Origin of the sequence: Chitinophaga sancti, assembly GCF_034424315.1 — a bacterium.
GTDB lineage: Bacteria > Bacteroidota > Bacteroidia > Chitinophagales > Chitinophagaceae > Chitinophaga > Chitinophaga sancti.
In genome coordinates, this window is record NZ_CP139972.1 from 8110285 (window position 1) to 8122681 (window position 12397).

The 12397-nt window shown below is 44.4% G+C and carries 12 protein-coding genes; 9 read left to right on the top strand and 3 right to left on the bottom strand.

Annotated elements, in window-relative coordinates:
• The first annotated feature begins 57 nt into the window (after positions 1 to 57).
• The 5 genes from U0033_RS31930 to U0033_RS31950 all read left to right on the top strand — a co-directional run bounded on the left by U0033_RS31930 (position 58) and on the right by U0033_RS31950 (position 4546).
• Positions 58 to 825: a 3-keto-disaccharide hydrolase gene (locus U0033_RS31930; protein ID WP_072363121.1), complete on the top strand. Its 768-nt coding sequence runs from the start codon at positions 58 to 60 to the stop codon at positions 823 to 825.
• A 118-nt stretch (positions 826 to 943) separates the two neighbouring features.
• On the top strand, positions 944 to 1909 hold the full coding sequence (locus U0033_RS31935; protein ID WP_072363120.1) for a sensor histidine kinase: 966 nt from the start codon (positions 944 to 946) through the stop codon (positions 1907 to 1909).
• Positions 1910 to 1915: 6 nt separating this feature from the next.
• Entirely contained in the window at positions 1916 to 2659 is a 744-nt protein-coding gene (locus U0033_RS31940) for a LytR/AlgR family response regulator transcription factor (RefSeq protein ID WP_072363119.1), read from the top strand.
• Positions 2660 to 2794: 135 nt separating this feature from the next.
• Positions 2795 to 3556: a hypothetical protein gene (locus U0033_RS31945; RefSeq protein WP_072363118.1), complete on the top strand. Its 762-nt coding sequence runs from the start codon at positions 2795 to 2797 to the stop codon at positions 3554 to 3556.
• A 216-nt stretch (positions 3557 to 3772) separates the two neighbouring features.
• The gene (locus tag U0033_RS31950; RefSeq protein ID WP_072363117.1) at positions 3773 to 4546 is read left to right on the top strand and encodes a hypothetical protein; all 774 of its coding nucleotides are present in this window, start codon (positions 3773 to 3775) and stop codon (positions 4544 to 4546) included.
• A gap of 70 nt (positions 4547 to 4616) precedes the next feature.
• Here U0033_RS31950 and U0033_RS31955 read toward each other — a convergent pair whose 3' ends face one another.
• Positions 4617 to 5321 carry a DUF4397 domain-containing protein gene (locus U0033_RS31955; RefSeq protein ID WP_072363116.1) on the bottom strand — a complete coding sequence of 235 codons (705 nt, stop codon included), beginning with the start codon at positions 5319 to 5321 and terminating at the stop codon, positions 4617 to 4619.
• Positions 5322 to 5529: 208 nt separating this feature from the next.
• On the opposite strand from U0033_RS31955, the gene U0033_RS31960 reads away from it, so the two are divergent.
• Entirely contained in the window at positions 5530 to 6333 is an 804-nt protein-coding gene (locus U0033_RS31960; RefSeq protein ID WP_072363115.1) for an alpha/beta fold hydrolase, read from the top strand.
• Positions 6334 to 6346: 13 nt separating this feature from the next.
• Positions 6347 to 7171, top strand: a complete 825-nt coding sequence (locus U0033_RS31965) for a hypothetical protein (protein ID WP_072363114.1) — start codon at positions 6347 to 6349, stop codon at positions 7169 to 7171.
• A 28-nt stretch (positions 7172 to 7199) separates the two neighbouring features.
• Here the strand turns inward: U0033_RS31965 and U0033_RS31970 are convergent, their stop codons facing one another.
• Together U0033_RS31970 and U0033_RS31975 are read right to left on the bottom strand one after the other, a co-directional pair.
• A complete protein-coding gene (locus U0033_RS31970) occupies positions 7200 to 9608 on the bottom strand; it encodes a carboxylesterase family protein (RefSeq protein WP_072363113.1) in 2409 nt (802 codons plus the stop codon).
• A 101-nt stretch (positions 9609 to 9709) separates the two neighbouring features.
• On the bottom strand, positions 9710 to 10576 hold the full coding sequence (locus U0033_RS31975; RefSeq protein ID WP_072363112.1) for a diacylglycerol/lipid kinase family protein: 867 nt from the start codon (positions 10574 to 10576) through the stop codon (positions 9710 to 9712).
• A 42-nt stretch (positions 10577 to 10618) separates the two neighbouring features.
• Here U0033_RS31975 and U0033_RS31980 point away from each other — a divergent pair, with 42 nt between their 5' ends.
• Entirely contained in the window at positions 10619 to 11599 is a 981-nt protein-coding gene (locus U0033_RS31980; RefSeq protein ID WP_072363111.1) for an App1 family protein, read from the top strand.
• 44 nt (positions 11600 to 11643) lie between these two features.
• Positions 11644 to 12375, top strand: a complete 732-nt coding sequence (locus U0033_RS31985; RefSeq protein WP_072363110.1) for a DUF481 domain-containing protein — start codon at positions 11644 to 11646, stop codon at positions 12373 to 12375.
• The last annotated feature ends 22 nt before the right edge of the window (positions 12376 to 12397 follow it).

Genomic DNA, 12397 nt, shown 5'->3' on the forward strand with positions numbered 1-12397 from the left:
GCCGGATTGTAATTTGTCGATAGCTTTTTTAATTTAGAGAATTAAATTTTAGTGATCATGCATAAGACAATGTTAGCAACAGTAGCGGCTGTTGCACTTTCGACCACGTTATTTGCGCAGACCAAACCCGAAGACACAGAAATGTGGGAACCAGTCCCTGCTGTGGTAACCCCCGGTAAGATTAACACAGACGCACCTTCCGACGCAATTATTTTGTTCGATGGCAAGACCCTGGACCAGTGGGTATCTGTCAAAGATCCTTCCCAGCCGGCAGCCTGGAAAGTATCCGGAGGAATTTTGACTGTGGATAAGAATACCGGAAATATACAAACGAAAAGGTCTTTTACGAATTACCAGCTGCATATTGAATGGCGGGTGCCAAAGAATATTAGCGGTACCGGACAGGGTAGGGGAAACAGCGGCCTGTTTTTGGCTTCCACCGGCCCTGGCGATGATGGTTATGAGCTGCAGGTATTGGATAACTACAATAACAAGACCTACGTAAATGGTCAGGCAGGTAGTATCTATAAGCAAACTGCCCCACTGGTAAATGCCAACAAAAAGCCCGGTGAATGGCAGACTTACGATGTGATCTGGACAGCTCCCAAATTCAACACTGATGGCTCTGTACAAAGTCCTGCCCGTGTGACCGTATTCTTCAACGGTGTGCTGGTACAGAACAATGTAGCGCTGCAGGGGCCAACCAAATACATTGGTAAGGCATCTTACGAAAAACCACACGGTGCCTGCCCGATTAAATTACAGGCACATGGGGACAAGAGTGAGCCGCTGAGCTTTAGAAATATCTGGATCAGGGAATTATAATCTATTAAAAAGCGCTTTTGCCACACCGCAAAAGCGCTTTTTCCATCCACCCCTCAATTTTGCAGCTTCACCTTTATTTCTATAATTTTAAATCATCCATGCTGCAAATTTGTGCTCAATGAAACGACAACTCTACATATACAGTTCTCTCTTTATTACCCTGGCACTTAATATTCCCAAGCTCTTTACGCTGAGAGAAAATACACCTTTAGCGCATTTCGTTCCCTTCAACCTGTCTGAAGTTATTTTCCAAACGTGTTTGAACCTTATCTTTTGTTTTATTATTTTCTTCATTAGTGACACGCTGAAGATCACTAAAGTATTCACGCATTTAGTGAATCTTATCGTTCTCATGATCTTTTTTACCATCGGTCTCACGATTCAGAAGAATCTTTATGGTGCGGGCTATTTCCTGCCGGGGCGTGGTTTAGGGATTAAGCTGATCCTTACCGTTATTTTAGTATTGATAGAGGTACGGATTGTGGATATTCTGCGGCAAGCCCGTCAGAAGGAACTGGAAAATGACCGGCTGCGCAACGCTCACCTCAAGGCTGAACTGGGTTTACTGAAAGGCCAGCTCCAGCCACATTTCTTTTTCAATGCCCTCAGCAGTCTCTCCGGGGTAGTGCGTGAAGACCCTGCAAAGGCACAGTATTATATCAACCAGCTCTCCCGTTTTTTCCGCTATTCATTGCAAAAGGAAGATACGGGTTTGGTTGATTTAAAGGAGGAGATCAGCGCGGTCAATTCCTATGCAGCTCTCCTGAAAATGCGGCATGAAGAGGGTTTTCAATTGATAATAGACATTCCGGAAGATCAGCAGCATCGCCGCCTTCCCCATATGTCACTACAGCCTTTGGTAGAAAATGCTGTCAAGCACAACAAATTACCCCTGGTTCTGGAAATTTCCCTGCAGGAAAAATATTTGATAGTAAAAAACAACCTGCAGCCCGTTCACTTTCCTGAACCCGGTACAGGTATAGGTTTAGCAAATCTGAATGAAAGATATAAGATCCTCCTTCAGCAGGAGATCAGTATCAACAAAACAAGTACAGCATTCATCGTAAAACTACCCCTGCAATAAATACTTATGGCATTACGTGTAGCGATCATAGAAGACGAACCAGCCACTGCCCGCAATCTGCGGCACATGCTCCAGGATATTGCGCCGGAAGTGGAAGTGCTCACTATTCTTCCCGGTATAGCTGAATCCGTAACCTGGCTCAATAACAATATGCAGCAATGCGAACTCCTGTTCATGGATGTGCGGCTCAGTGATGGCCTTTCTTTCGAGATCTTCAGCCAGGTGAATGTCACGCTTCCTGTTATCTTCATCACGGCTTACGATGATTATGCCCTGCAGGCATTTAAGGCAAACGGGATAGATTATATTCTTAAGCCTTTCGATGAAAGTGAACTGAAACAAAGCTTACAGAAATTTAAGCAGTTGCGCGAGCCAGCCAATATTCAACAACTGGCCGCACAATTTAAAACATACAAACAGTCCTTTCTTGTACACAACCGGGATAAGCTCATTCCCCTCACGGCCGCCAGCATTGCCTGGTTTTATACTGCCAATGAACTGGTGTATGCCGGTACGACTGACAATAAGCAGTACATCATTGACTTTACCATGGAACAGTTGCAACAACAGCTGGACCCTGCGGTATTTTTCAGGGCCAACCGGCAGTTTATTGTACAACGCAGTGCTATTCAGGAGGTTGATTTTTATTTCAATGGCCGGCTGGCCCTGAAAGTGCATCCGGCCGCCAAAGAACAGATCCTGATCAGCAAGGCCCGTGTACCTGAATTCAAGAACTGGATGAATGTGTGATTCTCAATCATTTGCAAAACAGTGTTACGTATAGTATAAAATATTTCTATTTTAATTCGTTCAATTGCTTTTATATGAAGAAAATTTATACTAACTAGCACTACCTATTTTTCATTCCCTATAAATTGTGATTCTATGAAAACACACCGTCAGTCATGGCACGTTCGTAAAATGGCGCTTTCCCTTGCATTGATCTCGGGTATGGCCTTAATAGTATCTTCCTGTAAGAAAGATGAAGATGATGGTACTATTTCTACTGAAGAAATGGTTGAAGCCGTTAGTCAGACCTTCACTACCCAAAGTGGTGGTGTTATTAGTGTGACCAATTTATCTTCCGGTATTGTAAATGATGTAAAGAACGCTGCTGCAACAGGCAGATTTGCCGATCAGTGCAATATTCCCCATAGCAAAAACCTGACGGGTGCCAGTGCTGATACTGCCACCAAATATGTCTGGAGTTATGGCCTGAGCGTTAACTGGCTCCTGAATTGTACAGAGAAAGTACCTTCTGTGTTTGATATAAATATTGCAGGTAAAGCGCTCTATGATCTTCCCCGTATGTCATCAGAAGATAGCGTGACTAACAAAATCACGGTTACTAACCTGGAAGATAGTGCCATGTACAAAATGACATTGAATTATTCCCGTGTAGGTACGCAGCAGTCAAAAATTGGCAAGATGCACAAGTTTACCAGTACGGTAACTATCAAGTCTACCAATATGTACCTGAACAAGACTACACTGAAAATAGCTTCCGGTACGGCGACTGTAAGTATCCATGGAGAAGGCTCCGGTGGTAAATCATTTACATTGTCAGGTTATCTGACCTTCTCAGGAAATGATGCCGCTTCCCTGGTGCTGAACGATACGAAGTACACCGTGTCCTGGATCAAATAATAGAAATTTGTGACAACAGTATACAATCAGCCTCCGCCTTTTGGTGGAGGCTTTTTTATTGATGACTGATAAGCAGTTATTTATTCACAGCCACAATAAAGGATTTACATCATTCGTTTATATTAATGTTTTAATATATATTAGCATTCGAAAAAGGGGGGGAACAATAACAACAAACTCCTTTTTCCTATATTCTAAACTAAACAAAATTCATCTATGAAAAGAACGAGCAACCCCTTGTTGCGCAGTAAAACTGCCCTGTATTTCCTGTGTGTAGCAGCAGGTATTTCTGTATTTGCACCAGCCTGTAAAAAGGATGACAAAGAAAGCAGCGCACCAGCTGTAAGCCAGGCAGAAGTAGCCGCTGCAGTGAATACCGCGGTAACTAACGGTGGTGTTGTTGCGCAAACAGAACAGGCTGCACAAACTGCTTCTATGTACATCGCTACACGTAAAGCTGCAAAAGTAACTACCGATGATTGCGGTTATAGTGACAATGGCGAAATCAAGTTTGCAACAGAACCTAATACCGTTCCTTATCTGAGCATCAACTACACTTACGATTTCCAACTGAAATGTGATGCGAATAAGAATTTCCAGGCATTCCATTTCGATTTTGGTGGTAAGACTGTTTATACAGATAAAAAGATGTCTGTAGCTGATACTTCAACTGCTAATTTCGATATCACTGGTCTGAGCGACGACAGCAAACCATGGGTATTCAACCAGACATTTAAAAACAGAGCTGGCCTGGTTTCCAAGGATGCTTCTACTCAATCTTTCTACAGTGTAATTGATTATACAGCAGCAGATGTAACTGTTAGTAAATCAACATTACAGATCGTATCCGGTACAGCTAAATTAAAGATTAGCGGTACAAATGCTGCTGGTAAATCTTTCAGCTACGAAGGTCAGATCGTATATAAGGGTAACAAAAAGGCTGTATTCACTGTCACTGGTGGTAGCAGCTTTGACCTGACATGGAATTAATTTTTCCAACCTATAAAAAAAAGCTCACGCTTATGGCGTGAGCTTTTTTTGTGTCTCATTGCATGCGCGCTTATTTATTCTCCATCACACTAACAGATAGAGGCTGTTCAGTCAGCACATTGTTCCCCACCAGGCCAATCGCCGCCACAGTATAGATTTTTCCTGCGGTGAGCACTACATCACTCTTTGTTACGACTGCTGTACCACTTGTAGCGTCAGACAGTTTCAGGGTATATGTACCTGCTGCCATCTCTTTGAATTCACTCACAGATTTATAAGCGTTGTTGTTGAATAACAAGCTGTCGCTTACAAAGAAATTTACCGCACCTAAATTGGTAGAAGCATGTACAAAGCGGATCTTCGCTTTACCTGAAGCAGGTGCATCCAGGTTGTCTTTCGTCAGGATTCCTGTTGCACTGTTATCACTGGTTTTACCAGTCGTGAACAGGGAATAATTACCACCTTCAAACTTTACCGGCAGTGATAATACTGTGTTACCGGACAGCGCATTTTTGAAGTCGTAGGTTGCTTCGCCATTGGCAACACTCAGATAAGCAGTAGCAGTGTTGTAATCAATAACAGAAGAATTGATCTTACTGTCACCTTTGTATACATTCACATTACCTGCATCGGGGAATACATTCACAATCTTAACAGTTGCATCCGGTTCAATCGCAGTATCGTTGTCATCTTTGCTACAGGAAGAAAAAGTTACAAGTCCTGCAAGTGCGAAAGCGGCTAACAAACGGCTGCTGGCATGATTCAGCATAGTCATATTCGGTCTTTTTTTTAAAATTGAAAATATAAGTTGACTCTGCACCCTAAAAAACATAAACTATGCCATGCGATTTAACAGGGTTTTAGCAATTAGCACTATTGGCTTTTTTACACATTTTGTAGTGGAATTCCTCAAAGCAGGTAAAGTTGTTTAACCATTTAATTCCTTATTTTAGCTAACCGGATATAACCCCCCGTTATTATATATGCACACAGTTAAGGAGAAGAATAACGTTCACATTCGTGGTAAAGCCGACGCTGCGCAAACCATCATCTTCGGCCATGGCTTTGGCTCAGACCAAACAGCATTTGAACCCCTGGTAAAGGCTTTTGAAGCAGATTATAAGATTGTGCTCTTCGACAATGTGGGTGGTGGCAAGGCAGATATCAATGCCTTTAGTCCATCCCGCTATAGCAGTATACAGGGTTATGTAACGGATCTGGGCGACCTGCTTCGGGAGCTGCAACTGTCGGATATAATATATGTAGGCCATTCTGTGAACGGGATGATAGGCCTGCTCTCCGCTATTAAATATCCATCTTATTTTAATAAACTGGTACTGCTGGGTAGCAGCCCCCGCTACCTGAACGAGCCTGAAAGTGGCTATATAGGCGGGTTTAACATGGAAGCCCTGGAGCAACTGTACCACGCTATGAGCACAAATTACTATGCCTGGGCAAGCGGCTTTGCCCAACTGGTGGTGCAGAACCACGACAGACCTGAGCTGGCAGCCAGTTTTGCCAAAAGCTTATCCTCTATCCGGGCAGATATTGCATTGTCTGTGGCAAAAGCTATCTTTGAGATGGATCACCGGAGTGATCTGGGTAAATCCAGCATCCCTGCTATGATTGTGCAAACCACAGAAGATCCGGCAGTGCCGAAGGTAGTAGGAGCCTATATGCATCAGCATATTCTTAACAGTCAGCTGGCTACCGTGGATACCGAAGGGCATTTCCCCCATGTGAGTGCACCGGAAGAAGTGATCAGTATTATTAAGTCCTTTATATAAACAGCTATTTACAGTGACACGCTGGGAAAGAACTGCGCTTACATTTATCAGTCAGACGAGTGATTGGGACAGGAACAGGGATAGTACTTCATTCATTCCCTTCAGTATATCCCTGCTGCGGGAATTGTTTGGGGCCTATAGCTCCCTGCTACTGGATTTTGAGGATGCTTATACCGCCAAGGTAAAAGCAGCGAGCCCGTCATACCTGAATGATCTGATCCTGAACCCGGGTCCGATCATCGCATTGCTGGAGCAGCATCATTTTAAGGCAATATACTGGGCACAGATACCTGAAAGAAACCCCTTTGATGATTTGCTGCAGGCGCTTTCTTCGGCCGTTATATTGCCTGTAAAAGCGCATGGTGTGAATGGAGTGATCCTGTTTGGATGGAGTGAACCGCAGATTTTTGATGCCCCGGCAAGGGAGTCACTGGAGATTATCCAGGGGCGCCTGAGGGAGATCTTACAGCAATCTTATAACCAGCGCGTGCTGAGCGGTACTATGTTGCGCTTTACAGCTATCATGCATGCTATGCCACAGGCAATCGTGTTCATTGGGAATGATGGACATTCCGGTTGGGTGAATGCGGCTGCTGCAAGTCTTTTGCAACTGGAGCGATCCGGAGAGCAGCCTCCTCATGTTTTATCTGCTGTGATGGGGCAATTGATTAATAGTGCGGAGAATAAGGAGCATATTAATAATGAAGCCCTGCAGTTGTTTATGTCACCGGATAATCAAATGAAAGATATGAGATGGGAGATACCCGGGAATACGCTATCAGTATCCTGCATGCCGGTAGATGGAATCGGGCGACTGTGGGAATTTAAGAAATTGTAAAGAGCGGCCCAACCAGGCCGCTCTTTATTTAATTACTGATTTCATCCTTCGCACTTAGCTTCCACTCATTATCATAAAATCCTGCTGTCTTCACTTCCGTTTCTTTTCCTTTTAATAACTCCACAGAGAAGATCATATAATCCGGGAATCCACTTCCGCCCGCAAAATACTGGTTCGCTTCCGCAGCACGCATTCCTTTCAAACCCGTACCACCAATTACCGCTACTGCAGCAATCTTACTATCCATTCTCGGGTACATAAAATATCCCGCCAGCGCATCGCCGGTATAATTCTTATCACCCACAGAGATCTTTCCCCTGCTCATTTGCACCGGTGAATTTTTCATCAGCAAAGAATAGGCTTTATTAGTTGTCGCATTGCCATAAATGATCACACCTCTGTCAGCATAATCGCCTGCTTTGAAATCCTTGTCAGCTACGATGTCTACAGCACCATTGCCCCTGTAATACCAGGTTTCCGCATCGTATCGCGCCTTATTCAATGACCAGGCATTTTCCTCAGCAGTACCAATTGTACCATATACAAATACCATCCGGTGATTGAATGCTTCTTTCAGCGTACCATTTCTTACAATACCTTTATCTGTATCTGCAGGGGCCTTGCCGATGCTCCACTGTGCACCATGTTGCAGGTACAAAACTTTTTCACCACCATTATATTTAATGGTTTGTCCATCCAGCACAATGTCTCCTGCTCCAAAATCTTTCAGGTCCAAAGCCAGCACCTGTACATTTTCTGTCGTACCACTAACGTTATTACCTGTACGGCGTAATTTCACACGACTGTATGCCAGTGCATGTTGTTGCTGTAATACCTGTACCCAATGATATTTGGAAGAGATGGCAGTACTCGCCGTGGTGAAGTCTATCTCCTTTACACTACTATCCGCAGGAATTGTATGCCATTTGAAATAAGAGAATAAAGGACCCCAGTCTACACAGGTATCTCCATACCAATGTTCGCCGCCCGGATATTCATAATAACTGAAATCAGGATGGAAATTTGCCAGGATCTTTTTCATTTGCCTTGCATAGTCTACAGATACTACACGATCACTGTCACCATGCAAGATGTATACACCGCCTGCTTTATAGTTATTCGCTAATTTGAAAGTATTGCTTGGATTGCTGGCTCTCAACAGGATCTCTTCGGTATTATTCTTTGGTGAATCAGGGATCAGCCCATCGGCAGAACCATAGCCCATTAAAGTAGGATAACCGGAACAAGGCGCAATCGCTGCCCATTTACCAGGGAAGGTAGCACCTAAAATCCAGGTACCATGACCTCCCATGGAATGCCCTGTCAGGTAGATCCTTTCAGGGTCTGGTTTAAATTCCTGTGTGGCGATGTTCAGCACTTCCATTGCATCGAGTCTGCCCCAGTCTTCCCAGTTAAAACCGCGTGGCCTTCTGTTGGTTGGTGCTGCCAATACACCCCAGTCTTTGTATTTATAGGCGTTGGCCTGGTTGATGGCCTGAACTTCTGCACCATGTACGGAGAGGAACAACGCAGGAGCCTTACCACCAGGATTTAGTTGCGGAGAGATGGCATAGTATTGCACACTGCCATCAATACCACTTACGAAAGTACTGCTGTAATGCTCACTGGCATTCACGGTTTTCAGTGCCATTTCTTTATGATCGATCACTTTGTTCTGACTGCTCAGTGCTAATGCTACGCTGTTATGATCGCTGGCAGCGGCAGAAGCATCCATCATAAAACCAACTTTACGTGTAGCCAGTGGCGCTATATCTGGCAGGGTAGTGGTCAGTGTTTTTCCCTGTACGGTAGCCTTTATCTGCAGGCCTTTCAGGGCTTTGTCCGAAGTATTGATCACGACAACTGCAGCCCAGAGACCACTGTTATCTTTGCCTTTTACGATAAAGGGCATGGTAGAATCAGCGACGCTGAGATAAACAGGTTGTGCAGGGAAAGTTAATTTTGCACGCAGGCCTTGTCTGCCCCAGCCCTTCATGGTACGGATGTAGAATTCATTCACACCCTGTTTCAGTTGAACAGGTGTAAACATCCATCCATAACGATACATATCACCGGCATGTGGTACACCGTTTACATACACCATCGAGTGGCCGGCAATGTTTAAGATGGCCGTTTGTGCTTTAGGAGAATTGTAGGTTACATAAATGTAGCCATTGGTCAATGCTTTTCCGGAGAAAGCGCCGTCTTCACCGGCAGTAACGGTTTGCCAGTGCTCACCGTCGAATGAATTGCTGCCATTGGTAGGTGCCTGCAATGAACCGTTGCTGAAGGCATAAGCTAATTGATCCGTGAACAAAGCTGTTCTGCCATATTGATGACAGGGGCCGCTCATCAGGCCTTCTTTAAAAACATATCCATCCTGTGCAAAGAGGGCGTTTCCCGCCAATAGTGCCAGGGCTAAAAATAATCGCCGCATAAAATTGATTTATACGGAACAAAATAGAGAGCGGACTGAAGAAATGCATGTAGTATTTTGCCTGATACGGGTGTAATTTGAAGAGTGGTAATTTTGGGGCCTTATGCGGGTATTAACACTAATAAACATTGGGCCATGATCGCTGCTTTCACAGTTTTTACCTTGCCCAGGTATTCACCATCTACCTGGAAATGCGCCTTTCTTTTAGTTAATATTGTTACCTGGTCAGCCTGTATCACTTCTGTTTTTCTCGGATCGAAAGGTTTGAATCGCCTGATCATCTTTAGCAATTCCAGTATTGAAAGCCGCCTGATAATCACTACTTCAAACAAGCCGTCGCTGAGATTGCCATCGGGGTTGATACTTACACCTGTGCCATATCTTCGCGCATTTGCCAGCACGATCATAAATGCTACTCTTGTTAGCGAAACCTGTGCATTCCGGATCTGCACCTGCAGGGATTGCCTTTGCCAGAGTGTTTTAAATGAAGAGAGTGCATAGCCCAGTTTACCACGAATCCCGCCCTGTTCAAAGTTCCTGACCAGCAGCGCATTGAGCCCCAGATCTCCCAGGTGTATACAGATCTCGTTTTCATTGATGCGAATGGCATCAATTGTCTGTACCTTTCCATCCAGGATGATCTGCATGGCCTGTTCAAAGTTTTCAGGAATAGACAATTCCGCGGCCATGCCATTAGCAGAGCCGGCAGGAATAATGCCCATCGGTATCCGGGTGTGGAGTAACTGTTCTGCTACTGCCTTCACGGTGCCATCACCCCCTACGGCCACTACGCGATCCGGGTGCCAGTGCCGGATGCTCTTTTTCAGCTCCTGCCCGGAGGCTGGGCCGCCGAATATGCAAATTTCAATCGTTTCAGTCCGGTCTTTAAAAAAATTCCTGATCAATGTGGCGTGATCGGCCTTCTTTTTGCCGCCCGAAACTGGATTGATCACAAAGAGTAGCCGCATAGGTTGCTATTTGTATCCTTTTAATACAAAATCAGCGCCTGAATGACAGCATGGAATAAATTTCTACATTGGATGGGTATGGAGGGCTGCCCTCACATCAGGGTTTACAATGGTTTTGGTGGGGCAGAATACCTTGAAATCTATGGTCATGTACTTGCCATAGGTCCGCGACCTGTTACGCGCTATAGCCGCTTCTTTCTCGTCAATATGTTTGCCCTGTTGCGTTTGTTTTGGGTAAAGCCCCTGGCCGGTATTAAGGTAATGCTGGAATGGGAGGGAATGCCGGTCACTGCTATAACGGAGAAAGATGGCTTCTTTCACCTGCAATGGCAGCCTGTCGCCATGCCGGCAGCAGGGAGGTACGAGGTGGTGGTAAGGATGGCAGATGTGGCGTCCTCCTCCGCTACCGGTGTAGTTATTATTCCACATCGCACACAATATGGATGCATCTCAGATATTGATGATACCTTTTTAGTTTCTCATTCTGCAAAGATTTTTAAACGCCTCCAGGTATTGTTTACCCGCAATGCCCGCACAAGGAAACCATTCAAAGGTGTAGTCAGGCATTACCAGTTATTAAGTCTGGGTAATAATCCATTCTTTTATGTTTCCAGCAGTGAATGGAACCTGTATGCATATATCAGGGAATTCATCCGTTTCAATGGCTTGCCGGATGGTGTATTTTTATTGAACCAGTTAAAACCATTAAGTCAATTATTGAAGAGCGGGCAAAACAAGCATAAGACGAAGTTTACCCGTATTACCCGTATTCTCAAGCATTATCCAGATATGCGATTCATATTACTGGGCGATGATACGCAGGAGGATCCCAATATTTACAAGGCATTGGTCGACCACTTTGGTGCGCAGATCATAGCAGTGTACCTGCGCAAAGTACGTAACAGCAAGGCGATCGCCACCAGCGAGGTGGTGCAGGCTATGCAGGATAAGGGAATTGCAGTTTGTTATTTCGAACACAGCGAAGAGGCTATCGCACATTCACAACGCATAGGATTAATATAAGAAATTGATTTTAGGCATGTTAATTGTGCCTGAGGCATCGTTTTATGAAACGTATCATCCTCACGATATTCACCATATTTTTATGCGGTACTGCTTTTGCACAGTTCAGCGATTCGGTACATTACTACGGCAAGTTCGCATCTACAGGCTCTATCAACAAGACAAACGATGTGAATGCATACCTGCTTAGTAATATGTTCAAAGTAGGTGTGAGCAAGAAAAAGATTGTCATGAATGGTTCGGGCAGCTGGGTGTATGGAGAGTCTAACAGGGAACTGACGAACAATGATTTCTCTTCTTCGCTTGACTTCAGTCTATTCCGTGCCGTGAGACAAATTTATTATTGGGGATTGGCGAACTACGATAAAAGTTTTTCACTGAAGATTAATGATCGTTTCCAGGTGGGCGCGGGTATTGCTTATAATTTCCTGGACAGGAAGACGGCGTATCTCTCCGTGAGTGATGGGTTTATCTGGGAGAAAGGAGATTTGTTTATAGAAGATACGATACATGATGTATACGATGCGGTGCGTAATTCATTCCGTGTGTCGTACAAGTTTGTATTTGCGAATATGATCACGATAGATGGTACGCAGTTTTTTCAGCCGGATATTACTGATATCAGTGATTACAACCTGAAATCGGTGAATAGTATCGCATTTAACCTGCGAAAGTGGCTGGCAATTACAGCATCGATGACGTATAATAAAGTAACGCGAACGGGGAGGGAGAACTTGTTATTTACATATGGGTTAACGTTAGAAAAATATTTCTGAGGTCCGCGCATTGCGAACCTCA